At 38.1% G+C, this 24,315-nt stretch carries 23 protein-coding genes; 1 reads left to right on the top strand and 22 read right to left on the bottom strand.

All coding sequences use genetic code 11. The features are described 5' to 3' along the window. Window positions 1-16: 16 nt before the first annotated feature. The 21 genes from HZI73_RS03100 to HZI73_RS03000 all read right to left on the bottom strand — a co-directional run bounded on the left by HZI73_RS03100 (window position 17) and on the right by HZI73_RS03000 (window position 21,355). The gene (locus tag HZI73_RS03100; protein WP_212696800.1) at window positions 17-1,489 is read right to left on the bottom strand and encodes a serine hydrolase domain-containing protein; all 1,473 of its coding nucleotides are present in this window, start codon (window positions 1,487-1,489) and stop codon (window positions 17-19) included. Window positions 1,490-1,948: 459 nt separating this feature from the next. Continuing rightward, a complete protein-coding gene (locus tag HZI73_RS03095) occupies window positions 1,949-2,671 on the bottom strand; it encodes a flavodoxin family protein (RefSeq protein WP_212696799.1) in 723 nt (240 codons plus the stop codon). 93 nt (window positions 2,672-2,764) lie between these two features. Then, window positions 2,765-3,637 carry a helix-turn-helix transcriptional regulator gene (locus HZI73_RS03090; protein ID WP_212696798.1) on the bottom strand — a complete coding sequence of 291 codons (873 nt, stop codon included), beginning with the start codon at window positions 3,635-3,637 and terminating at the stop codon, window positions 2,765-2,767. A gap of 33 nt (window positions 3,638-3,670) precedes the next feature. Next, a complete protein-coding gene (locus tag HZI73_RS03085; RefSeq protein WP_212696797.1) occupies window positions 3,671-4,315 on the bottom strand; it encodes an NAD(P)H-dependent oxidoreductase in 645 nt (214 codons plus the stop codon). Window positions 4,316-4,336: 21 nt separating this feature from the next. Next, complete coding sequence (locus HZI73_RS03080) at window positions 4,337-4,798, bottom strand: flavodoxin family protein (protein WP_212696796.1); 462 nt, start codon at window positions 4,796-4,798, stop codon at window positions 4,337-4,339. 19 nt (window positions 4,799-4,817) lie between these two features. Beyond that, complete coding sequence (locus HZI73_RS03075; RefSeq protein ID WP_212696795.1) at window positions 4,818-5,483, bottom strand: TetR/AcrR family transcriptional regulator; 666 nt, start codon at window positions 5,481-5,483, stop codon at window positions 4,818-4,820. Between the two features lie 100 nt (window positions 5,484-5,583). Beyond that, window positions 5,584-6,024, bottom strand: coding sequence for a DUF6608 family protein (locus HZI73_RS03070; RefSeq protein ID WP_212696794.1), 441 nt, complete (start codon window positions 6,022-6,024; stop codon window positions 5,584-5,586). After that, window positions 6,021-6,482: a LytR/AlgR family response regulator transcription factor gene (locus tag HZI73_RS03065; RefSeq protein ID WP_212696793.1), complete on the bottom strand. Its 462-nt coding sequence runs from the start codon at window positions 6,480-6,482 to the stop codon at window positions 6,021-6,023. The genes HZI73_RS03070 and HZI73_RS03065 overlap by 4 nt, the downstream gene beginning before the upstream one ends. 47 nt (window positions 6,483-6,529) lie before the next feature. Then, window positions 6,530-7,516: an alpha/beta hydrolase gene (locus HZI73_RS03060; protein ID WP_212696792.1), complete on the bottom strand. Its 987-nt coding sequence runs from the start codon at window positions 7,514-7,516 to the stop codon at window positions 6,530-6,532. Between the two features lie 230 nt (window positions 7,517-7,746). Beyond that, window positions 7,747-9,330 (bottom strand): YybS family protein, encoded by a 1,584-nt coding sequence (locus HZI73_RS03055; RefSeq protein WP_212696791.1) that lies wholly within the window; start codon window positions 9,328-9,330, stop codon window positions 7,747-7,749. Window positions 9,331-9,572: 242 nt separating this feature from the next. Then, entirely contained in the window at window positions 9,573-10,052 is a 480-nt protein-coding gene (locus tag HZI73_RS03050; RefSeq protein WP_212696790.1) for a helix-turn-helix domain-containing protein, read from the bottom strand. A 103-nt stretch (window positions 10,053-10,155) separates the two neighbouring features. Continuing rightward, complete coding sequence (locus HZI73_RS03045) at window positions 10,156-11,118, bottom strand: endonuclease/exonuclease/phosphatase family protein (protein ID WP_212696789.1); 963 nt, start codon at window positions 11,116-11,118, stop codon at window positions 10,156-10,158. Window positions 11,119-11,170: 52 nt separating this feature from the next. After that, window positions 11,171-12,148 (bottom strand): SDR family NAD(P)-dependent oxidoreductase, encoded by a 978-nt coding sequence (locus HZI73_RS03040; protein ID WP_212696788.1) that lies wholly within the window; start codon window positions 12,146-12,148, stop codon window positions 11,171-11,173. A 17-nt stretch (window positions 12,149-12,165) separates the two neighbouring features. Beyond that, entirely contained in the window at window positions 12,166-13,029 is an 864-nt protein-coding gene (locus HZI73_RS03035; protein WP_212696787.1) for a helix-turn-helix domain-containing protein, read from the bottom strand. A 10-nt stretch (window positions 13,030-13,039) separates the two neighbouring features. Beyond that, window positions 13,040-14,008 carry a DMT family transporter gene (locus HZI73_RS03030; RefSeq protein WP_212696786.1) on the bottom strand — a complete coding sequence of 323 codons (969 nt, stop codon included), beginning with the start codon at window positions 14,006-14,008 and terminating at the stop codon, window positions 13,040-13,042. 114 nt (window positions 14,009-14,122) lie between these two features. Then, a complete protein-coding gene (locus HZI73_RS03025) occupies window positions 14,123-15,385 on the bottom strand; it encodes a L,D-transpeptidase family protein (protein WP_212696785.1) in 1,263 nt (420 codons plus the stop codon). A 64-nt stretch (window positions 15,386-15,449) separates the two neighbouring features. Beyond that, window positions 15,450-16,517, bottom strand: a complete 1,068-nt coding sequence (locus tag HZI73_RS03020; protein ID WP_246552515.1) for a sensor histidine kinase — start codon at window positions 16,515-16,517, stop codon at window positions 15,450-15,452. Next, complete coding sequence (locus HZI73_RS03015) at window positions 16,507-17,214, bottom strand: response regulator transcription factor (RefSeq protein ID WP_212696783.1); 708 nt, start codon at window positions 17,212-17,214, stop codon at window positions 16,507-16,509. Before HZI73_RS03015 ends, HZI73_RS03020 begins: the two co-directional genes overlap by 11 nt. Before the next feature lie 91 nt (window positions 17,215-17,305). Further along, a complete protein-coding gene (locus HZI73_RS03010) occupies window positions 17,306-19,174 on the bottom strand; it encodes a CocE/NonD family hydrolase (RefSeq protein ID WP_212696782.1) in 1,869 nt (622 codons plus the stop codon). Window positions 19,175-19,401: 227 nt separating this feature from the next. After that, entirely contained in the window at window positions 19,402-20,928 is a 1,527-nt protein-coding gene (locus tag HZI73_RS03005) for a MerR family transcriptional regulator (protein WP_212696781.1), read from the bottom strand. Window positions 20,929-20,977: 49 nt separating this feature from the next. Next, the gene (locus HZI73_RS03000) at window positions 20,978-21,355 is read right to left on the bottom strand and encodes a VOC family protein (protein ID WP_212696780.1); all 378 of its coding nucleotides are present in this window, start codon (window positions 21,353-21,355) and stop codon (window positions 20,978-20,980) included. Between the two features lie 521 nt (window positions 21,356-21,876). On the opposite strand from HZI73_RS03000, the gene HZI73_RS02995 reads away from it, so the two are divergent. Then, the gene (locus HZI73_RS02995) at window positions 21,877-23,235 is read left to right on the top strand and encodes a cellulase family glycosylhydrolase (protein ID WP_246552335.1); all 1,359 of its coding nucleotides are present in this window, start codon (window positions 21,877-21,879) and stop codon (window positions 23,233-23,235) included. Window positions 23,236-23,449: 214 nt separating this feature from the next. On the opposite strand, the gene HZI73_RS02990 is transcribed toward HZI73_RS02995, so the two are convergent. Beyond that, a complete protein-coding gene (locus tag HZI73_RS02990) occupies window positions 23,450-24,154 on the bottom strand; it encodes an MBL fold metallo-hydrolase (RefSeq protein ID WP_212696779.1) in 705 nt (234 codons plus the stop codon). Window positions 24,155-24,315: the final 161 nt, after the last annotated feature.

The following is a 24,315-nucleotide window of genomic DNA, read 5'->3' as shown; positions in this document are numbered from 1 at the left end:
TCTAACAGCCCCTTTACTATCTAAGTTTTATACTTTTTATCTGCTTTGACATATCCAAATAACCTTCTACCGTACAGCTTTTTAGTGTAAAAGATGTATTAATATGAAATAACATCTCGATTTTATCATCTTTGAACAAAAATCCATATGTCACTTCATAAGGTGTTTCCAAATAGATAACTTGTACCATAAGCCGATATGGACTTTCCCATCTTGCATAGGAAATATAGGTCTGTTCATGACATTGAATGTCTTTAATAAAGACGCCATCCGACTTTACTTGATGTGCATAATCAAATTGGACCGTATAATCCTGATCATATTGATTCTTAATTAGCAATTTATATTGGCAACCTTCTTTCGTAAAAACTAATTTTACCATATCATTGGGATTATCTTTTAGAAGGTAGCTTCGCTTATGTAGTTCAGGCATTTTTTCCGGTAGATAAACCAGGCTTGGCCGACATAGGCTATAGCGTAATGTCTTTAATTTTTTATCTAATACTTCATAATCATCTTGATGGGTGTTGGCAGCAAGTGGATGCACGATATATCGATATATATATTTTATGAGCACATCTGCATTGGTCTGCCTTGACGTTGCAATGACAATGAGTTTTTTATCCGGTATAATAAGGCAAACTTGACCAAAATCACCATCCAGTCTATAACAATTATCGATACGCAGATGTAAGTGTTCATCTTGATGCATACCTGTGTTTAATCCTCGATCCTGATCTTCTTCTATATGTTTATACATGTATAGCCATATAGCCGCATGCATATTGTATTCAGCAATAATTTTCTTCCCTTGGTAAAGACCTTTATTTAATATCATGATACCAATCTTAGCCATGGCATCCGTTGTCAAACTTAGCCCCATGCCACCAGCTGTAACACCAGATGGACTGGTCTCCCACTGTGGTTTTGGAATATCTAGAGGTTGGAACAGATGCTTATTCAGAAAATCCAGCAAGCTTTGTGAGGTTGCTCTTTCAATAATGGCTGATAAGATATGAGCGCAATGGGTGTTATAACGATTATAAATACCTGGCTTATGTATAAATTCCTGGGCTAAAAATAATTTTGGCCAACTTTTTTTGAGAAATATCATATGATAACCATTTGTCTGATGATGTGCGCAGACCAGCAGCAAGTCTTTAAGACTTATTTGACTAAAGTCATTGTTATAAGACCTGGGAAGCTCTTCAGGATAATAGCTTATAACCAAATCATCCCATTTTAGATAACCTTTATCTACAGCAATACAAGCACCTAAAGAAGTGATAAATTTTGTCATGGAAAATAAAAGGTGTTGATCATTCAGTGAATAAGGTTCTTTACTAAATTGGGTAAGCACATGATTCTCCCGCAGTAGCATAAACGTCTTTAGGGAAATCCCATCATCTTTTTCAGTTGTTTCAATAAACTCCAAGAGCTTCTTGGACGACATACCAAAATCCTCTGGTCTATTATGATAATTTAACATCCGTATGACCTCATTTCTAACTATCTTTATGGTGATGATGATCTTTCCATCGATATGGTTTACTCATTGTATAACACCAGCGATTTGAGTCATATGGATTCGTTAATGAATAACGGGTTAGCATACCCATTATAATGACCCTCGACACCAATATCCTTATCCTTTTTTCCACCTGGCATGCCTCCACTATATCTGTCTTAGTCCTCTAAGAACTTACGGTCATTATAGAAAGGGTATGTGAAGTTTATGTGAAGTAAACCCTGTTTCTACCTGTATTCATGGGTAAAAAAGGTTATATTTGCTTATTTTCCCACAAAAAATAGATGGGCCAGTGGGTCGTTGCTCCAGATTCCCCTTCACTATTTCCGCTCAGTATTTTCATACCTTGTGTATGCATCTGGTGGGGATTTCATATACTAAAAAATCTCGCTGGGCAGCGAGATTTTTAATGGAAACGGTTCATGTAAAGGCACGATTATTGATTTGTTGGTTGTATTGCTCCACGGGTATTAGGGGCTCATCAAGTTGTAATTGCGTCTTAGGATCAATACCCCATTGGGCTGCAATTTCTCTACCTGCTTGCTGTAACACAAGCTTATACTGGTCAATCATTGGTTTAAGCTGTTCATGGCCCAACATCAATAAGGGCCCTTGCCCTCGAAAGATCTTAGCTACTACTTCTGTACTCATGTTCCTTGCCATACGGTCCATCATATAGTCTAATGCTTTGAATTGACTGTGCTCAGCAAACCCACCATTACTGATGACTACGATTCTTGGGGCCTGCTTACCGTGATGCTTTTCTTTAAAGGCATCCACGTGTTTGCTCTCCCCATGTGAATCTTTTTCAATAAAATAACTGCCATAAGCAATGCAGCGATCTAAAAATACCTTTAGCATGCCTGAAACGTTATCAAAATATAGGGGTGTGCCTAGAATCAGTATATCCATGTCCTCAAAGTGAGCTATAGCTTCTTCCATATCATCCTTTAATACACATTTATTTTTTTCCACATACCAGCAATGAAGACATCCTTTACAATGGTGTATGGTCTTCTCTGAGAGTGTGTAGTTAACAACTTCTGCCCCCTCCTCTTTGGCACCTTTTAGGACTTCATTCAGCATCATATGAGTGGCGCTGTTTTTCCCTTTTGGACTACCGTTATATGCCACAATTTTCATGGTGTAACCTCCTTTTTTCATTGAGAATACGAGTAAAGACTGCTCATGGAATCATTCTCTTTCTCAGTATAGGTGTTACACCACAATTTTTCTTCACATGTCTTGCGGTATTAAACGTATGGGTAAATAGATGCTGGATGCTTGGTTGTCTTGGTATGCATGGTCATAGGCTTGTATAAATAAAATGTCCTTAACGTCCTTTTTAACTTTGGCAATGTTTAACCACCTTCCTAAATCTCGCACCACAATATCCCCTATATTTAATAGGTCCCCTGTGTATTGAAACTTAGCATTGAGCATACGAGGTAGCAAATAAGTGGTTGACCAATCAAATGGTTGGTTCTCTAATTGCACATCAATACCGAAGAACGTACGTAAGCGCTCTCTGTTAGCCTGTTCTTTGGTCTGAAAATATACAGCATAGGCATTGTAATCAGCCACAGAATTAACGGCTTGTAAAAAATGTTTAGCTTTTGCTTTGACTTTCTCTTGGATCTGGGCATCTGAGAGATCTACATCCATGTAAAACCCTGTTAACAAACGTTCCTTATCCTGGGTGAAACTAAAATCCGTCACCATATCACTGTTAAAATTCTTCAGGCACCTTTTTAGAACGTGAGGAACAGGTTCTATGGGCAACTGTATTTTTTCTTTCCTAACTTGACCAGGTGGTAAGCCGTAGTGGTTTTTAAAAGCTCGTGTAAAGGAACCTTGGGAAGCAAACTGGAAGCGATATGCAATGTCCACCATGGTCTCAGATGTTTCCATGACATAGACAAGGGCTCTATTTAGTCGTCTTTTCGTCATATACTTATTTAATGAACAACCTATCACTGCTGAGAATACCCTGTGAAAGTAATACTTTGACAAGTATACTTTTTGGGATAGTACATCCAATGTTAACACGTCTTCAAGGTGTTCTTCAATATAGTCAATGGTATCTTCTATTAATCGTGTATAATCCATCCTCTAAACTCCTTCAGTGTTGCATGAATCTACTCAAGCAAATGGCTGGTCTAACTTTTTATGGAAAGCATCATTCTTTTTCAAAAACCGATGCCACATGATTTTGTTTGCGCCTAGTTTCGTGGTAAATTGCATAAACTTAAGGGTAAAACCGGTTAGTACATAAGGTTGTTGCAATTTTTCCATAACACGTCTATCAAACGTATGGGTTTGATCATACATTTCCCCTAGCTGATTAAGTAAAGTAAAGAGCTTTTTCGTCATGAACTTAGGCAGCATATAGACACCTGCTGCTTCCCCTTTTATGACTGTTCCCAGATAGGTTCGATTGAGCTCCTTAGCAAGACATGAAAAATAGCGTTCTACATATTTACATTGGGACGATTCTGTAAAACCACATTGCAGGATAAAACCTATGGCTTGCTTTGAATGAACAGCACTGGGTTCTAAATGCTCGATGAAGCGCATTACCATACCAGGCATACTGTGAATATATAAGGGCAGGACCATGATGATTGTATCATATTTCTTAACATGTGAAGCCAGTTCCTCTGGATTCTCTTTGTTCATATACTTTACATCACAATGGGTTCTCATACCTTTTAGAAATTGCCGTATAAAAATTTCACTGTTCCCATTATTTCCTCTTGGTGACCCGTTAAGAATAATTGTCTCCATAATCTATGCCTCCTTAACCCCTTAGATGGATTCTATCGGTTTAACGGTGATCTGTTTTGAAGCAAATTGATCAAATGTACGATAGATGTAGGCCTCAAATACCTGCTTGCCCTCATCTGTTATAAAGCTGCCCTCATAATAGAACTTAATATCTGGGTATTTAGGATACCTGGGTATATGCCGTGACTCTCCTGTGGATACATCTACATAAGGTAGAAATAATGGAATCATCCGGTCAAAAAGCGATTTCATATTGGCACTCACAAAACCTTTTACCACCTTAGCTAGAATAACAACTTCATCAGCTGCTACATAACGGTTGTAGAACGTATCCAAGTCTTTATACACACATCTTCCCGGTGTCTTAAGCCAACAGTTCCAGCACCCTTGACAGTACTTAACCTCATGATGAATAAGATCTAATGTATAGCTGCAATCCATATGACATGCTTCCATTTCACGAATAACAACGGTCTGCTTCATCTTATTCCCTCCCATCCATTTAATCCTTCCTCAATGATGTAGTCTTTAGCATACCTAAAAGGGATTGAGCAAATATCCCCATCATCTGCACAGCATCTATTTTGCCGTCATAGGCACCATAACACTTGCTTAATACCATATCTCTAATTAATCCATTAATAAAAGTACTGATATAGGTATAGAGATCTTGTACAGAATAGCTTGGTGTATAGATACCATCTACGATACCTTTTTTTATATAATCATGGAGCGTTTTCATCAGGTATTGACCATTATTTTGTTCCACAAGTTGATGCATGTATTTCTCTGTTTTCTCTGGGTGATTGGCCAGTAATACTGTGAGCTCAAATTGTATTTTCCCAAGCACTAAGATATGTTCTTGGATGTATGCACCCAAAAAGACAAGAATTGCCTTAATGGTATCATCCGAGTTATCTGTATCACGTAACATGTCATCAATGTTGTCCTTGTAAGGATGCTTCGCCGACTCACGATTAATCATACCAATTAGAACCTCATCCACATCCTTGTAATAACGGTATATACCCCCTTTACTTAACCCAGCTTCTCGTACAATATCAAGCATGGATATCTCATACAATGGTTTATGCTGAAACACGTTATATGTGGCATCTATGATAAGTTCTTTCTTCTTTTTCATGTATTCAGGACTAACTTTTGGCATAAGTCACCTCCTATAAATGAGACTCTTCTCATTTATTCTAATCTACTTCGTAACATAAGTCAAGGATAAATGAGATAACTCTCATTTATCCTTGGATGGGTTAGCCATTGTGAGATTCTATGTTACCTTTCTTCCTTATCTCTTGGAGCAATGTATTTTGCCTCCTGGCTTCTCGTATGACCCATATATAATGAATACCGGCACCGATAATATATGGAATGGTGAAGCTAAGAAACGCATCCCGATAACCATGAGGATGGATCGGTGAGAATCGTGTTTCTATAAAACTGCTTGCCATGATAATACCCATTGCTATAACATATTGTATCATCATCATAACTAAAGGGGATAAGCGTTGAAAATAGTGATGGGTATAGATGATACCTACCCCAAGACTGGTCCATAGAATCATCCTAAATGAATTGACAGCATGAATACTTTCTCTTCCTAGTGCTAGGTTCAGACCTGCATTAAAGAGGGAGAGAATGGTATACGTGATACAAATAACAATAAGTATTTCAGACAGGTTCTTTTTTTTCATAGGACATGACGCCTTTCTTCAAGATAGCTTTTAAAATTGGCTTTATAGCTTCTATTGATAATAAGACATTCTTCATTCTCCATGATGGCTTTTACCCGCATATTGACCTCTGGTTTGATGGCTTGAATATGGTGGATGTTCACCACATTGGATTTATTAATCCGTACAAATCCTTCGTCTGCCAAATGAACCTCTAATTTTGCTAAGCTCTCTTGTACTTGGTACATTTCGTCTCTAAGATAAGCAAAAGTACGCCTATCCACATAGTCAAAATAATAAATATCACTGATTTTTATTAATACCTGCTCGTCTTTATTTGTTTTTCCATAAAGATGCAAAACTGTATGGGCACCTTCTAATACACCAATCACCTTTTTGAGTATGGGTGTCATCATACGGTAATGAATATCCACATGGTCTTGTTTTAAAGTTTTATCCTGATAGAGTCGTAATTTCATAGGTCACCACCTGTATCATAAAGCATCAAGAGGGTGCAAAACACCTGCTATTGATCCTTATGATGAATAAATGCTAAAACTTTCTCTTTATATTGTACAGGATAATCCATGAAGGCTTCAACATGTTTTGAATCATTTAACCAATATACTTTTCTCTCATCTGGGATGCTATGGAAAATAGCTTCACCCATGGCTACCGTGGAGACATCGTCCTGTTCCCCTTGAATAATCATGGCAGGTACCTGACACTTCTTCATGGCGGATACCACACTGGCATCCTCAAAGCCAAAACCATATTTCATCCTCAACACCAGGTCACCGCACCAAACCACATAATCAGTGGGTAATGGTATATCCATGGTCTTCCATACTGCTCGAAACACACTTTCCATGCTGTCAAATGCAGAATCTAGAATAACCGCATCTACAACATCAGCCGCGTGTTCTGTAGCTGCATAGATTCCTGTGGTGACTGCTCCCATAGAGAAACCGTGAATCACTATTTTTTTATTGTCAATGTGTCCCTTCACATGTTCAACAATGGCTTTTAAGTCTCTTTTTTCATCATAGCCAAAGGTTATCTGGTCAGAGGATGACTCCCCTCCTCCTCTTTGATCATATGCAATGACATTCCATCCCTCATTGAGATACATTTCAGCTTGTGGAAATACACTTACATAATTCCCGCCAAGGCCATGGACCAAAATGACGGTGTGATTATCTTTTTCATTGTCAGCATCATACGTGACCATGGGTATCTTATACCCATCATCTGCTGTTAAAGTACTTTTCTCACCTGCATATTGTTTTTTAAACCCCTCTGTATCATATTCCCATAATGCAAGCTGCTTGTGACTGTTACTATCTGTATCGTTGCCTTTATTCAAATAAACCAGGCCATCAGCAACCTGATTACCTATGCTGTAACTTACAATACCAAATCCAATAAGAAGCAGCAAACCGATGATGCTTAAGACTATTTTACCCCTTTTTTTCTTACGTCTTTTTCGTTTCCTTTCTTCTACCTCTTTCATACGTTCTCCTCCACCCTTAATTCTTTCTTATCATGTAAACGACTATAGCAAAAGAAAAAGGAAGATTCCAATGAATCTTCCTAAGTTGCACATTATGGATACTAAGCTGCAAGACTTTGGCCTAATTGCTATATGAACTTCACCTCGTATTATCTATTCACAATACATAAAAATGAAGACCATAACCCCTCTGTTATGATCTTCATTATCCTCTATGTTAGGACCCCTTATTATTGAATGGATGTGTTGATAAACTCAATGGCATCTATTTTAACTGTCTCCTCTGTTTTGATGTAAGATACCTCTACTCGGTCCCCTTTATCCGTAATGGCAATGGAGGGGTATTGGTCAGCTGAGACAACGAATAAAGTATTAAGGTTCTCAATCTTCACTAGGAAATAACCATCTTTTAATGCACCTACTCTGGATACTGTACCCATACTTTTTTCTAGGGTATTGTATTGATCACTTAACGTATTGGTAGCACTTCCTTCGGTGATTAAAATACGGTTATATTCTGTTTGGGCTTCTCTTAATGTCTTGCCCCATGCTACTGCACGATAATTCTTAACGGAACATAACGCATATCCAACAACGTTACCACTCTTACCTTTTAAGGTAGATAGGTAGGTTGCTTCGCCATTGATATTAATAAGATATGGGTATTTTGCTGCATAGCCTGCATTTTGAACAAGCTCTTCCATAAGACCCATAGCTTTTTGCTCTGTTGAGCCTGAGATGCGATTGTAATAGGCCCTGCAAGTTCGAGGATTATATATAATAAAGCCTGTGGTAGCTTCATCGCCACCATAGGACGTAATCCCTGTGTAAAAATAGATATTGCCTTCTTTAAACACATATCCAATACCATCTGTACTTTTTAACTTACCTTTATCTGAAGGATTCCACCAACCGTTGGTGTATTTTCCCCAAGCTTCTAGATGTTCTCGAAATACATGTTTGGAAGCCACTCTGTCTATCCATTCTGGCTGTTTTCCCTTTTCAAAATAAGTGACATCCTTATTGATTGGGTTAACAACAACAACCCCTGTGACCTCTGTTGTAGAAAGACCTGTCTTGTGCGTATAAGCTGTCACCACCCATTGTGGATTGCCATTTGCATCTTCTTCAAAGGAGTAATCTGTAAGACCGATATCCTTATGCTGAGCATAGATCACCCGCTTAAGGTCGTTTCCAAAATAAGCAGATGGTGCTACACGGTATTCTTTCTCAATAAATTGGGCATCACCTGTTGTGGCATTGACCTTTATGTAGCCTGGGATGGTTTTATTCTTAAGGTACTTGAAGAAACTGTCATGTTCCAGTGGAAACAACCAATAGGGTTTATCATCAATGACAGATAGTGTCCCGTATTCTTTGGATATTGCATAAGTAGAACCCAGTGATGCGTCTTTTTCTGTAATGAGTTTCTCTCCGAATTTGATGGCATCTGACTCATCCCATATAATAAGATTTTCCATATCCACATTGGGAACCGATTCGTCAAATACAACTTCCTCTACATGCAGCATTTTCTGTTTTGTACCTGCTCTAAACATGGCAGAGGATGAAATGAACCCAATAATCAGATAAACAACTGCCAATATAATCAGGGCACCACCAATTTTACCTGGTAGCTGTGTCACAACTTTTTTGTATTGTGTGGCATAACCTACCCCAATCATAACGATTGCAAAGGCGATAATCAGGATCAACAATCCTGTAAATTTGATACTAAGTACTGGTAATATGACCAGTGCTAACAAAAACGTCACGATAGCACCAGCTATTGCTCCTAATATAGTATGTTTCATGAAATACCTCCCTCATCTCATGATGTATGTTATCCACATGAACGATTGCCTAGCTTGTATCCAACATACGCTATCTATTGAATGCTTGTGACCTTTAATGACCTTCATACAATAGATGTTCCTCATACCATTATTATAGAGCAATGGACGTGTACTTCTCAATAACATAAATGCTACATCTGACAATAGCATCAACTCATCTTTGATAAATCGATTGGTCAAATATAGCATATATAGAAAGATTAATCATCAATATCATATTTTAGGGAGTGTTTTTCTATCTCTATTTCAATATCACTTAGTAACTTCTGTACCTTTTTAATCTGTGGTATGATTTCACGGAGCCGAATGATCTCTTCTTTATCAACCTTACCATCAGCCAACACCTCAAAAAGCTCATTTTTAAACGAGTCAAGGGCTTTATTGGCATTAATCAAACCATAGCCAGATTCAAAAAGGGTTTTGGGTGCACTATAGGGATGATCGGTTTTACCAATAAGGCAGCCTTCTGAACAATGTTTTCGCCTAAGTACGGGGTTTTCATAGACCTTACTCATGGCATACACCACTTCTGGACTGGGTGCACTCTCATCTGTCTCATAACGACCTAATGTTGCTCCACTGATATGTAGTTTAACAGCTGCTTCTTCTCGATTAAGAGGATTGTTGTGGGCATCATTGTATTTTTCTCTTGCTTCTCGATAAATATTGTTTTTCTTCATGACTTAATCTCCTCACATATGCTTCTTAGAATTATTATAATATATATTCTTAAGATATAAAAGGGGATGTCCGTAATTCCTGTCATGTAAAAAGTGGTTTTTCCTATAAGATGAGCGTCGCTACAACACCCGCATGATCCGATGGCCATAAACCATTAGGTGTCCTATTTCGCTGCTTATTACCAATGGTGTTAATTCTACATACACAAAAGCCCTTATTATACAGTATGAGATCAATTCTCTCACTTAGGGTTGAGACTTTATTTAATAAATCTCTTGCTTGTGCAGCTGTAAAACCTGAGCCTTGTCCTGCTACCTGCCAGGCATCTGTGAAGCCCTTTTTAATCAACATATCATAGGTAGGTGACGCTGTACCTTCTGCATTGGTATTATAATCCCCTATCAATACCAGCGGAAGATTGGTGTCACCAGCACGTTTGATTAATTCTTTTGCTTGAGCAAAGCGAATATCCTGGGATTCACTTTCTAAGTGTGTATTCACCAGTCGAAACTTTTCATGGCATAAATGAATATCCACAGATGACCAGCCTCTTAAGATTGTAAATGGTTCGTTTCCAACAGGTACAACTAAATTGGTTTGGTAATGATGTTCTTGAATATTGGATAGCATCATGGGTGTATGACATTTTGCAAGAATCACATCCCGGTCCAATAAGCCAACGATGTCCCCTGTACTACTGGGCAACTGGTTTCTGAAATTTTTATTCACCGCTATGACCCCATAGTATAACCCTCTTCTTCTCAGCTCTTTTAATAATGTTTTTAAAAAGCTGATAATCTGAGTGGATGCGGCTGATTGAACCGTCCATAATGCTACCTCTTGAAGACCAATTAAGTCAGGGTCTGCTAGACAAATTTGTTTTGCTATGGCTTTTGCTCGAGCTGGAAAGTCCGTCTGGACAACTTGGTTAAACACTTCTGTTACAGCTTCTGGAACTTCTTCTGGTGTGGTATTTATGAGGGGTGTAAGGTCTGCCCCAAAATAAATGTTCCATGTCATAATGGTTAAACCCTTATGTCCATGATGTCTTTTTGTCGGTATCATGAGCATGTCTCCTTTCTGCTATACTATATGTTCCAGAAAGGATTTTAGTGACTTACCATAACGCTGCTTTTAATGATTTCGGCTGCTTACCGTCAACATCTGTAAAACCATAGTGCTGGGCAATCTCTGCTGTTATCAGTATTTTACCAGTATCTTTGATGGCTTCATGATCATTGGCCACATAAGCAATGCATCTGCCTACAAATTGAGGCGATTCCATGGCACCAATATCTATGGCTTCGTTGTGTTTGGCAAATTCAATCATGCCTTCCGTCCTTACCTGCCCAGGATACAATGAGAAAACAGGTACATGGTGGTCTTTTAATTCATATGCCATATCAGCAGATAATCTGTCCACTGAAGCCTTACATACCCCATATGCTACGTTGTTTAAATAGTTTCTCCCACCATAGAATGACACATTAATGATAATACCGCTTTTTTGCTCTGCCATGATTTTGGCAGCACATCGACTTGCCACATAATTTGATCGGACACCAACTTGATAGTTATCATCCCATAATGTTATGGGTTGTTCCCAAAAAGGTGTATGAAAAAAATAAGCTTGCCATGCATGTATACCACCACCCCAAGCATTATTCACCAGTATATCCACCTTACCCTGTTCTTCCATAACATGTGTAAACAGTGCCTCTACTTCTTCATCTATGGCATGATTACACCGATACGCTATACCAACACCACCAAGGCTGGTCACCTCTTCTGCTGTTTGATAGATGCTGGTCTCTTTTAAGAATGCTGGCAAATGTTCACCTTTTTCCGTACGTCCGGTAACATATACCGTAGCACCAAATTCCCCAAGACCTCTAGCTATCCCTTTTCCCACTCCCCTGCTTGCTCCTGTCACAATGGCAACTTTCCCTGTTAAATCAATCATGATAACATCTCCTTTCACATGTTTACGTGTGTTTTCAACCCCATACTTTTCTATACTAAAAAATAGCTGATACACCATCAACAGATTGTCATCTGTCAATACCATATTAGCTATTTCATCGTTTGTCTTCATGATTTTTCTTGCTGTCTTTAAGGCTTCTTAATGGGAACCAACATGTGAACCTTGCCTGTATGGGTGTAGTCTCTGCCATAGATGTTCACCATACCCACACCATTAGCATGCAGTTCAATCTCTTGTATCATGATCCATTTGTAGAGATCATCAAGGAATGTTTCTCTTATCTGAAACATATCCCCATCATAATGAAACCTGGCATACCATCCTTCTGGTACAAGACGTGGCTGATATCCCAATGAATCACCGTGACCCTTCTTTTCTTTGCCATAGAATACCGTATACATACCATTATCCTTTCCATGACAATGAACGACGGTGTAGAATGTGTCGTGATTAAGAGAAGCTGCAACTTTGGATTCCTCTAAAAAAGCTGCTCCTGTAGACCGCATGTGCTGCTCACATTGAACATCGTTTATATCAACGTCCAGAGCTATACCTTCTAAATGTATCCCTTCTATATATTCACAACTTCCTTTTAGGGTTAAATCCCCCTTATAATTGATGATATGCCTGTCCACAACGGTTGCCTTTTCAACCAAATGGGTGTTTATTTTTGACTGTCTGGACCTAGAAGGCGGTATACCAAAATGCTTTTTAAACGCACGACTAAAGACCTCAGGGTATTGAAACCCAAAATCATAGGCAACATCAATGACCGAATCATTATGTGCCACTAAGTGGTCATAGGCCAATGTGAGTTTTCTGCCTAAGATATATTGCTTAAGTGTTTTCCCAACAACGGTTTTAAACATGCGGTTAAAGTGAAACGGGGATACACATAGCATTTTTGACATATCTTCAAGGGTTAATGGTGCATGAATATGTTCTTCTATGTAATGGATGGCTTGATTAATTAACTGGCAATAGAGATTCATATGCTGCTTCCTATCTTTTTTTATTTAGGGCACTTGCAAATAAGGGTTGCTTCTTAACCATTCTACGCTTTTTTGATTGACTCCCATAGTAATTTGTTCCCCAGACACCTAACAGAATCATCAAAGCACCAATCATCTGATACCATGAAAAGGGTTCATTTCTGATGAGGACCCCGGCTACGATGGATGTGACACTGGATAGATTTGCAAAAACAGCAGACCGAGAAGCTTCAATCTTGGACAACGTATAATTCACTAGAAAAAAGGCCACGATGGAGGATAATATACCCAAATAAACCACTGCAGAGATAACTTTAGGATTGGATAAAGGTGCAAAATAATGCCCTAGCTGACCATTTTGTATATGTTGAATAACAGCTATTCCATTAAAGACAATAGCACCAATCCACATCATGGCAAAAGTAATGTCTACGGGTCTAAAATCCGAGGAAAACTTTCGGGATAGTATATTAAAGATGGATGCACATAGTACGGCTAACAAAAGAACAATGATGCCTGTGGCACTTGAACCGATTTCACTGCTCTTCATGATAATAATAAACATTGCGCCTGTTACCGATAGCCCAATAAAGAATACTTGTATCTTCTTAGGGAACTCTTTTAAAAATATAACCGCCAGTACGGTGACCACAACAGGTATGAGAGCAATCATCATGCCAGCTTCAGAAGAATTGGTTAGCTTAATACCAGAAATCTCAAAGATAAAGTAGGCAACAGGTTGTGTCAAAGCTATTGCTATCAATTTACGTACATCTTTTCCTTTATAATCCACCCGTATGACTTTCACTAACTTTAAAACCAATAAAAGCATCGCTGCAATACCAAACCTAAATCCTAACAAATGAAATGGATGAATGGCATCTAGGGCTTCTTTTGTGAATAAGAATGAAAATCCAAATATTAATGCCATTCCTGTACCGGATAAATAGGGTAAATACCTTTCTTTCTCAGTCATCATGATACCTTCCTCAATATATCGTATCACCCATTATATGAGGGTGACCTACTCCTTTAGATTATACATGAGGTCAGGTAGGACAGCAATAGGCAGTATCCTATTGCCATCTATATATTAAAGCTCATAATGAGCAACTTCCTGCTTATTGTTAAGTAAATCAATGGTTGTGATAAGGTACTCTTTTTCTACCCCAACCTGCATCTCATTATGAAGCATTACCTCAAGAATGATTGTTAGACAGCCCTTGTGCTGTTCTTTATGCTCTATACGGATGATGTCTACGGTTCTTGAGGGTGTAACTTCTCCATAATACTGTATTAATGCTTCATGAACATAGGGTTCAAGTAATAAGGGCATTAGGTCTTCGTAGAATGCCATCTTAGATTCTTCTTGTTTTTTTAGTATGGCTTCATGGGTCTTATGTAATGCCTTAACCCATGCTTCTATTTTGTCCGTTGTGCCAATCCAAACAGGTGTATGGACGGGAACTAAGTCGTATAACTCTTCCACTTGAAAATTGTACATACGAATGCAACCAGCACTGGCATAAGTGCCTATGCTCTCAGGTCTGCCACATCCGTGTATACCATAGGTGGTATGATTGCCAATCGTTAGCCCCATCCATCTTGAACCTAAGGGATTTGTAGCTACACCACCTGGTACATCTTTCCAAGCTGCATTCACTAGCTTATTGGCTATTTTAAACTGACCCTCTGGCGTATAGGATGGGTATCGCCCTGTAGCTACCCGATAAACACGTAATCGGTTTTTACCTTTATACAACTGTAATACATTGGTTGTTTTATTAATAATGATCCAATAATCTTCTGTAGGTCCTATCTTCACATCATAATCCATGTAGTCATATGCCATCCGGCTATGATGCAGGTAATCATTTAATCGAATATATGCCAGCTTATCAACAATACCTGTCCCTTTCATGCTATGGTCTTGTTGAAACTTGATGACGGCAGCTTCTGTTTGTGCACTAAATAGAGACGATGTCTCATCCACATCATAATGAAGCCATTTCAACAGCATATGCAAGGACTTAACTAAATCTCCTTTTTCACCAACTTTTAACACCTTGCCACGTTTATTAAAAATCTTAAGTTTGTGTATCTCTTCTGCTAACATGTCGTTACACTGTATAGCATCTGGTAATACAGTGCCTTCAAGCTCTGATGGTTCATCCTCTTCAACTATATTTTGGCCTTCATCATCAATGGTATCGTCTTCAACATCCACCATGTTTTCTTCATCTGGTTTATTTTCTAATCCTGTTGCATAGGAAACTCGTGCCATTTGATACCCATATAGTATCACGATGGTCAACACAACTATCCGTAACCCCACTCGGTAAAATTTCTTATTCATGAATAACACCCCCTTAACATCATTATTCCTAAAGGGTGCTTTTCATGAGTAATCTTTTCATCCTTTAACTTAGGTTTAGCCTGACTTCAAATACGGTTTTATTGTTCATGCTAAAAGCTTCGACCGTCCCATGATGCATATCCATGATACGTTTGACAATAGCTAGACCTAACCCCGAATGCTGAGTGTCTGCTGACCTTTGACCAACTTGATAAAACCGTTGGAATACATAGGGTAAATCTGCCTGGGCTATGGAATTCCCATAGTTCATGATGTGAATGACAGCCTGTTGATCCTCTTTTATCAGCTCAACATCTAAATACTCACCATCTTTTCCATAACGGATGGCGTTATCCATCAGATTATCAAAGACTCTTGTTAACAGTAAAGGGTCTACATCAACCATGAGCTTCTCATCGGCAAAAGATAGCCTGTATGTCATATTGACTTCTTGGAGAGCAGGTATAAAGCCTATGATAACCTGCTCTAACAACTCGCCTATGCTTATGCTTACTTGATGCATTGTCATCTTCGTATGATGCAGCTTTGAATACTCAAAGAGTTGGTCAATTAGGTTTTTTAAGTCCTTACATTTTCCAAGTGCAATGTTTGTATATCGCCAAAGATTTGACTCTTGGTCAGGTGTATTGCTACGTATTAATTCCAAGTATCCTAGTGTTGATGTAAGGGGTGTTCTTAGATCATGGGATATGTTGGTGATCAGATCATTTTTGGTCTTTTCCAATCTCCGTTCTTCTTCAATAGCACCTTTTAGTTTTCTTGCCATCACATTAACCGTCCTAGCCATCTTCCCCAGTTCATCTGATGTTCTCTCTGGTATGTGGATATCTAAATCACCTCGGGAAATGACCTCTAGGGTGGTGGTTATTTCTTCTAGATACTGTAACCCATCACGTATTGATAATAGAAAAAAGACAAGGGTGAGCACAACAAACATACAAAAAAACAACACCATAAAGGCTAAAAAGTGTTGATGAAAAAATATAGAAAAACGCAAGGAGCTGGATGCAATAATGAAGAGAATGCCTAAAAATATCATGCATATGCCTGCCAAACCTGCACTCTTAAAAATGGCTAATACTAACTTGGTTTTAATGGCATTACCTTTCATTTTCAATTTTATAGCCCACCCCCCAAACCGTTTCAATAAATTTTGGTTCTTTTGGATTATCTTCAATTTTCTCTCTAAGCCGCCAAATATGAACCATGACTGTATTATTGGATTCATAATATTTCTCTTGCCAAACCTTTTCAAAAATAGCTTCTGCACTAAAAACAGTTCCTGGATGACTTGCTAGAAGAAGAAGTATCTTGTACTCCGTGGGTGTCAGGTTAATGGCTTCGTCATATACCGTTACACCATGGTTGTTTTTATTCAATACTAAACCTTTTATATGGATCAGGTTATCTCCATGTTCTTTTTGATGTGGGGTGTTAAAATAGATATACCGCCTTAATTGGGATTTGATTCTTGCAATGAGTTCCATAGGGTTAAATGGCTTGACCATATAATCATCCGCACCAATACCCAAACCTAATATCTTATCCATGTCTTCTGATTTAGAACTTAACATGATAATGGGTATGGTATGATGCTGTCTTATTTTTTGGCAAGTTTCCAACCCATCTATTCCAGGCATCATGATATCCAAGACCACAAGATGAATGGCTTGTTCCTGTAAAATTTTTAACCCATCTGTACCATTCAATGCTGTGTAGATGTTATAACCTTCATTGGACAGATATATTTCCATTAATTCTATGATGGCTACATCGTCATCAATGATTAAAATATTATAATTATTCATGTCACTATCCTTTCAGAACATACCATTATGTCTATGATTATAGCATGGTTAACCCATAAAAAATAGTTTTATCACATTAATGAAATACCCACTATTTCCTTATTTTCATAGGCAGTTCCACATAAGATGCCAGTCTGCTATTTCGTTGTACATGAAGTATCACTTCTTCATGATTATCGGGGATTCTTGCAAAATTGGCTGCATCATGACCAGCTATAGCTATGCGTATGCGATGCCCTTTCTTTATGAACACCGATGTGGCAATCATACCTATCTTAAGTTCTGTGTTTTCTCCAGGTGAGAGTAGTTCCCCATCCTTTCTTAAGAAGGAATGGTTGGGACCTATTCTTACATAGCCCAGATCCTCGTCTGTAACCTTCCTGTGAAGCCCTCTTAACTGTCCTTCTGTGATGTACGTCACCGAACCACTTGGGTCAACGTCTTCAAGATAGACATAAAATGCCCCGTCCGCAGCAGTAGATGACAGATTCAAGGTGACAACAGGTACACCGGTGATTTCTATATCTTGTTCTAAAGGTTCACTTGTATAGGTGAGTAACTTTTGGTCTTCTTCTGCTCGGTCTGGATAATTAATAGGACCACCACCAATATTGGTAAACCACCGATTACTGTTTCCCGTCGAAGCAGTGAAATCAACGTTGTATGTATCTTTTCCATTGCTTTTATCGGGTTTACGCTGGTCTAAACGGTCATGATCACTAAAATACAATCTTTTATTGTCAAAGCCCTCCACCGGCCAATGGGTTGTGGTTTTCCATTTCCCTTCGCCTAGGGTATAATACTTGATTTCCCTTTTAGGCATGGTCACATCTGTCTCTTCTTCCTTAAGGTAGGTATCAAAAAATGAAAGAGTCTCATTGGTTTGAATGGTTTCTAAGTGCTTACGTTCTTCCATAATTTCTTTTTGGGTTGAAGCATTTGCCATGTAGGGGTCATAAAAATGCCAGCCGCCATGACTCCAAGGTCCTATAATAAGGGTATGGTCATTATCATAGGTCAAATATCTTTCAATGGCACCATTGACCGTAGCCGCATCATGCCACCCAACACGGACATATAAGGGCACTTTGGATTTTTGAATGGCTTCTTTGTAATTATAGGGTGCAAGAGAACTTGCTTCATAGCCATCTACTAAGGTATCATCATAATATAAAACATGTTTAATGGCTGCATGTATATCAATGGTATGATGACCTTTTATTGCTTCCTTCAACCGTTTTTCTTGTTGATCACCATCCACAGGGGCAGCCCCTCCATTAAAAAGGTCTTTGACATTAGCATCCATGGCCTTATTGGATTCGCTCCATTCTTCAATGAGCACCTCATTGTATATACCTCCTGGTATGGCCGATTGAGCCATGGGGTCAAAATCCGGGTATAGGGGAGCAGCAGCACGTAAACTTGGGTGGTTAGACACCATTGCCAATTCTGCTGTATTGCCACTATAGGATATACCATAAGTGCCTACTTTTCCATTGGACCATGGTTGATGCTTAATCCATTCCATAATTTGACCCATGTCATCGATTTCTTCTTTAGACCACTCCATTGCTCTGGTTCCATAAGAAGCACCGGAACCTCTTGCATCTACTCTGACACAAGCATACTTGGACTTTAAAAGTGTTTCATAAAAAATAGATGGGGGCTCTTTCCCTATGCCTAAATTTATGAGTGCATTGAGTATAAAGCTCTTTTTATTCCTTGTACCATATCGCGTACTTTCCATGATTGTGGGTACTTTTTCATTCTTTTGCAAGTCATATGGAAGAGAAATCCTGACAGCTATTTCTGTTCCATCTTTCATGGTAACGTAGGTGGACTGATGTTGTACTTGCCCTCCAGGTGTTATAGGCTCCTTATCTTTTATAAGACCTGCCATCATAAAAATAATGATGCACATAAACAATATAAAACATAGTATCCGTATTACTCTTTTCATAAAAAATCCTCCTATCATCTTTGTTCTTTAATCCAGTTTACCTGAAAAAAACTGGAATTGCTTAACGGATTATTAAAGGATTTCTTACGAATTTCTTAAGATGCTATTTTTATGAGTATTAAAGGATTTACGTTCCAAAACCTATGGAACCATCATGGCTTTCTTCCCCTATAAAATAATGGACAATCCTTCTTCTATTGTGTCTAAGAGGGATTGTCCATGTATTCTTATTGACTATAATTAGTTATCTCATTGTCATGACTAAGCGGAACATACAATTCGATTTTATCCACCATTTTACCATCTTTACGATACTCCCGTTCAAGACAGAAATGAGGGTCAACCTTGCAATGATGATTTGCAATATATTCTGAAGCAGCCATATAAAGCTCTTTACTTTTTAGCTTTATATTGCCAACATGTTCTGGTGATATCCAAGTGCTAAACACCAGATATTCTAACTCAGGTAATTTTCTTTCTTCTAACCCACCCGGATAACTCTCAAAGGACTTTGTCATCTCTACAGCAGCAAAACATTGATCAACCTTACCTCTTTTACCATCCGCATAAAATGCCGTGTCAGAGGACGCATCACCATAAACTAAAGTAAAGGTATTATTGCCTTCTTTTGTTCGAGACATCCAGTCTTTTCCTGACTGATATATGTTCTGAGCCAGCTTATACCAGGGTACTTTTTTATGCCATAGCAAGGTGTTTTCTTTCTGGGGAAATATGCACCCTCCCAGCATGATTTCTGGCAACAAGACGCGCTTAGGTTCTAACGTCCTATGCACTTCTATTGTCTGATTGTCCTTGCTTATTTTAGCAATTGGATACAACAAATCAAGTTGCTTTTGTGATTCACTGGTTTCTTCTCCGTGGAATGTAAAATAATCCATGCACTCCTCAAGATAATGACGATTATCGTCTGGTCGCCAATCTAACCTATAAGTATCATTATCTTCAACCCAATCACTTAGTTGACCCCATCGTTCTCCAATAATCGTTAAATAAGCAGGTAACGCAGCATATAATCCTGGTGTAACTACCTTTTTGATTAACGGCTCTTGAACCTCAAAATCATCTGGTATTACTACCCACATTTCATAGCCATAGTTCTTGTTATCATCATTAAACCCAAAACCAAAGTGCCTAAAACCTGACTTTTCATGCAATGCATGCTCCAATACGAGTGTGTGAAGCATATCCCTGCAATCTTTTTCAGGTGTTTCACTCACGACAGAATAAGATGCAACAACCATCTTGGGTAAATGAATAATCCTAATATCATTATTGCTATAACTTGAATGTTGACGCATAGCTTTCTCCCTTTCTGAGAGTATTCGTTGAAGTGCATTTCTCAATTCTAGAGCTGCAGCATGATCTGGGATATTCAGGTATTGAAAGACATTCTCTAAGCTCTGCTTTGACTTAACAATCTCAATTAGGCGTTTTAGAACTACACCTAAAGCCTTGAGTTCATCCGCTTGTTGATTGGTTTCTTCCACATGACGTGTTAGTACCTCAAGGACGATAGAAAGTTCACCTGTTACGAAGATACGCTGTATATCTTGTATGGGTAAACGAAGCTTACGTAACAGCATAATTTGCTTAATCCGCATCATGTTTTTGTTATCAAAATATCTGTAGCCATTATCCATACGATGACTCTCTAGTAAGCCTGCTGCCTCCCAATGCCTTAAGGTTCTGTTTGATACCCCACATGCTGTTGCAGCTTCACCTATTCTTAGCATACCACTTCACCTCTCTAGTAGGAGTATAAACCTTTACATAACGTTAATGTCAAGCCTTAAACCCTTGAATAAATTCAATCTCAACACCATTAGGGTCTTTTATGAATGCAATGATCTCACCACTTGGTACTTCTATTGGTCCTTTGTGGAGTTCTATGTCATTATCTTTTAACGTCTTGATGGTTTGATGGATATCTTTTACAGATAGACCAATTGAAACTACTGAGTCTTTGATAGGCTTATCCGATACTGGATTATGCTTATTCTCGATGAGTTCTATCAACCCTTCTTCACTATCTTTTAGAAAAACCATTAACATACCTTCCATGTGGTCTATTCGACGCACCTCTGTAAACCCTAATTTTTTGTAAAACTGTAATGACATTTCCATGTTTTTGACATATATGGTGACAAACTTAATAATCATAATGTTCCTCCTTTGTGTATTGTAATTTTATTATACTATAAAATAATCAGGTTTATTATATTTCCTGTAATTAAATGATATCTTAAGCTTACTACACGATAATGCTTTTTTAATTAAGGTTTTGTAACTTAATCGTTAACTTTATTTATTAAAATATTTTATATAGATTGATTAGTCAAATTATTTTCCAATAATGTACTTTTTTACTTGACAATAGCGTGTTTTTTAATTTATGCTATATATATTCCAATTGGTTTATGTTTAAAAATAATTGTATAAACACGTTCAATTATAAATAACGCTTGAAAAAACATGTATTTCTTCGCTTTTGTAAAGCAATCGATAAGTTTATATCAGGTTATCTGTTTCATATGTCACTAACTAAGGAAATATTTTTTGTGAGGATGCTACGAAGGAAGGAGTACGGCATGGGACTGCTCTTAATATTTATAGAGCAGTAAAATAAACCCTTGCTAAATCCATCACAAAAGCATTTCAAATAAAAAAAGGAGGTCATACATTTGAAAAAGGTATTTACTTTATTTTTCGTATTGATGCTTGCGTTAAATACCATGGGAGGTTTCAGCGTAAATGGCGCTACAGCTGTTAAAGGTTTTCAAGTGAGTGGGACTACATTGCTGGATGCAAATGGACAAGCTTTTGTGATGCGAGGGATTAATCACGCTCATACTTGGTGGAAAGGAAACGAAGAGACCGCAATCAAAGCTATTGCAGATTTGGGTGCTAATACGGTAAGAATCGTTCTTAGTAATGGGGATAGATGGAGTTATGATGATATCGATACTGTAAAAAATCTATTGTCAATTTGTGAAAAAAATAAGCTCATTGCAGTATTAGAAGTGCATGATGCAACAGGCTCCGATGATTATACGAAATTAGCCAATGCTGTAGATTATTTTATAGCCATGAAAGATGCTTTAGTCGGGAAAGAAGATCGGGTGATTATCAACATTGCAAATGAATGGTTCGGCACTTGGGATAGCCAAGGATGGGCAAACGGATATAAGCAAGCTATTCCAAGACTTAGAAATGCCCAACTAAAACATACGCTATTAATTGACTGTGCAGGATGGGGGCAATATCCTAAGTCCGTTCACGACCTAGGAAAAGAAGTTTTTAATGCTGACCCAGAAAAAAACACCATGTTTTCAATACATATGTATGAATATGCTGGTGGCAATGCTACTGACATCAAGCATAATATTGATGGGGTTCTTAACCAAGGCCTTGCAGTTTGTATTGGGGAATTTGGTTTAAGGCATACAGATGGTGATGTAGACGAGGCAACAATCATGCGTTACTGCCAGGAAAAAGGTGTTGGGTGGATTGGATGGTCATGGCATGGCAATGGGGACACATGGAAATATCTAGATATGTCAACAGATTGGTCAGGAAGCCAATTGACGGAATGGGGTAACATTGTTGTTCATGGCAATAATGGGCTTAAACAAACATCTAAGATCTGTTCTGTTTTTGATAGTTCATCTTCAGAGCTCATTAAAAAAGAAGCAGAAAACGGAATTTTAAACGGCACAACCATCAGCACCTCTCGACCCGGCTACTCTGGTTCGGGATATGTAACAGACCTAGATAATACAAATGATTCCATAGTGGTAACGGTCAATGTTTCATCTCCTGGTAACCGCCAACTTAAAATCAGATATGCTTCACCATATGGGGTCAAATATAATTATGTGTATGTGAATGGTACGAACATAGGCAATAAAACGTTCCCCCAATCCAGTCATTTCACAGATGCTTATATGGGGCAGGTCTACTTGAAGGCTGGTCATAATACAATTGAGATCAGAAAACATTGGGGATGGATTGATGTGGATTTCTTTGAACTGTCCAATTAAATCAACCAGACATTTTACTAAACTATATTTCTTAATATATTAAAAAGAACAGACAAAGAAAATAACCCTTTCACCTCAATTGATAGGGTTATTTTTTGTTCGTTAAATTATTAAGCTTCAAGACTACTTCGTTATCATTAGGATTATAACGTAACCGTTTATTACCATTTCGTTTTATTCTGCAACCCATTTCAAATCTATTAATAGAACAGGCTTATAGATCTATATATTGACTTGAAATGGGTCTTATTATTTCCACCTGCGGAGCTTTCATTGTACATAACCCTATGAATTCTTCTAAAGCTTTCAATGGTTCAGGATTCCATTCAAAGTGCATAGGCATTACCTTTTTAGGATTCATCAGCCGAACCGCCTCAGCGGCTTGTAGAGCGTCCATGGTACCCCCACCACCTATTGGAAGAAGAACTATATCTAATGGATACAAGTGTGCATAGATAGCCATTTCAGCAGTCAAACTGGTATCACCCGTATGATAGAGCGTTGTCCCATCAGCAGCTATTACAATATGACCAATGGCACAAGAAGTATTAGAGGTATGATGAGCAGGCGTTGCCACAACTTTTACCCAATCCATTTCAATACCACCACCTACTAAATACCCTGAACCACTATTCGACACCAATTCTTTTGGTAACCCTTCATCCATTAATCGCCACATGGTCTCCGTTGGTCCACCTAAAATTGCCCCAGTGTTTTTACACAAATCAGAAGCCGAACCAATATGATCTTCGTGATCATGGCTAACGAGAACCAAATCTGCAGATTTTATATCGTCAATTTCCAACAAACAGGATGGATTACCTTTGCTTTTTACCCAGGGATCAAAATAAATCACTTTACCATCAGCTGTTGTAAATTCAACAAATGATAACCCTAGCCAACGTAATTTGCCATTCATTATATTGCTTCCTCCATTCTCGCATAACTTTCTTAACTTGTATTTAGTGGTTTTCTTACATCATGTCGTTTACATCCTATTGTATACTGTTTTTATTCTTGCAACAACTTTTATTATTAATATGCAATATTTTTTAAACATAAGCTCTCTATTTGCACACA

This window comes from Vallitalea pronyensis, from assembly GCF_018141445.1.
Taxonomy (GTDB): domain Bacteria; phylum Bacillota; class Clostridia; order Lachnospirales; family Vallitaleaceae; genus Vallitalea; species Vallitalea pronyensis.
Note: the sequence above shows the minus strand (reverse complement) of the source record. Positions and strands in the feature narration are given on the sequence as shown.

What these genes read in the sequence shown, in the direction of transcription:
- HZI73_RS03100 (WP_212696800.1), bottom strand. Translation starts at nt 1,489, where the DNA reads ATGTTAAATTATCATAATAGACCAGAGGATTTTGGTATGTCGTCCAAG.
- HZI73_RS03095 (WP_212696799.1), bottom strand. Translation starts at nt 2,671, where the DNA reads ATGAAAATTGTGGCATATAACGGTAGTCCAAAAGGGAAAAACAGCGCC.
- HZI73_RS03090 (WP_212696798.1), bottom strand. Translation starts at nt 3,637, where the DNA reads ATGGATTATACACGATTAATAGAAGATACCATTGACTATATTGAAGAA.
- HZI73_RS03085 (WP_212696797.1), bottom strand. Translation starts at nt 4,315, where the DNA reads ATGGAGACAATTATTCTTAACGGGTCACCAAGAGGAAATAATGGGAAC.
- HZI73_RS03080 (WP_212696796.1), bottom strand. Translation starts at nt 4,798, where the DNA reads ATGAAGCAGACCGTTGTTATTCGTGAAATGGAAGCATGTCATATGGAT.
- HZI73_RS03075 (WP_212696795.1), bottom strand. Translation starts at nt 5,483, where the DNA reads ATGCCAAAAGTTAGTCCTGAATACATGAAAAAGAAGAAAGAACTTATC.
- HZI73_RS03070 (WP_212696794.1), bottom strand. Translation starts at nt 6,024, where the DNA reads ATGAAAAAAAAGAACCTGTCTGAAATACTTATTGTTATTTGTATCACG.
- HZI73_RS03065 (WP_212696793.1), bottom strand. Translation starts at nt 6,482, where the DNA reads ATGAAATTACGACTCTATCAGGATAAAACTTTAAAACAAGACCATGTG.
- HZI73_RS03060 (WP_212696792.1), bottom strand. Translation starts at nt 7,516, where the DNA reads ATGAAAGAGGTAGAAGAAAGGAAACGAAAAAGACGTAAGAAAAAAAGG.
- HZI73_RS03055 (WP_212696791.1), bottom strand. Translation starts at nt 9,330, where the DNA reads ATGAAACATACTATATTAGGAGCAATAGCTGGTGCTATCGTGACGTTT.
- HZI73_RS03050 (WP_212696790.1), bottom strand. Translation starts at nt 10,052, where the DNA reads ATGAAGAAAAACAATATTTATCGAGAAGCAAGAGAAAAATACAATGAT.
- HZI73_RS03045 (WP_212696789.1), bottom strand. Translation starts at nt 11,118, where the DNA reads ATGATACCGACAAAAAGACATCATGGACATAAGGGTTTAACCATTATG.
- HZI73_RS03040 (WP_212696788.1), bottom strand. Translation starts at nt 12,148, where the DNA reads ATGAAGACAAACGATGAAATAGCTAATATGGTATTGACAGATGACAAT.
- HZI73_RS03035 (WP_212696787.1), bottom strand. Translation starts at nt 13,029, where the DNA reads ATGAATCTCTATTGCCAGTTAATTAATCAAGCCATCCATTACATAGAA.
- HZI73_RS03030 (WP_212696786.1), bottom strand. Translation starts at nt 14,008, where the DNA reads ATGATGACTGAGAAAGAAAGGTATTTACCCTATTTATCCGGTACAGGA.
- HZI73_RS03025 (WP_212696785.1), bottom strand. Translation starts at nt 15,385, where the DNA reads ATGAATAAGAAATTTTACCGAGTGGGGTTACGGATAGTTGTGTTGACC.
- HZI73_RS03020 (WP_246552515.1), bottom strand. Translation starts at nt 16,517, where the DNA reads ATGAAAGGTAATGCCATTAAAACCAAGTTAGTATTAGCCATTTTTAAG.
- HZI73_RS03015 (WP_212696783.1), bottom strand. Translation starts at nt 17,214, where the DNA reads ATGAATAATTATAATATTTTAATCATTGATGACGATGTAGCCATCATA.
- HZI73_RS03010 (WP_212696782.1), bottom strand. Translation starts at nt 19,174, where the DNA reads ATGAAAAGAGTAATACGGATACTATGTTTTATATTGTTTATGTGCATC.
- HZI73_RS03005 (WP_212696781.1), bottom strand. Translation starts at nt 20,928, where the DNA reads ATGCTAAGAATAGGTGAAGCTGCAACAGCATGTGGGGTATCAAACAGA.
- HZI73_RS03000 (WP_212696780.1), bottom strand. Translation starts at nt 21,355, where the DNA reads ATGATTATTAAGTTTGTCACCATATATGTCAAAAACATGGAAATGTCA.
- HZI73_RS02990 (WP_212696779.1), bottom strand. Translation starts at nt 24,154, where the DNA reads ATGAATGGCAAATTACGTTGGCTAGGGTTATCATTTGTTGAATTTACA.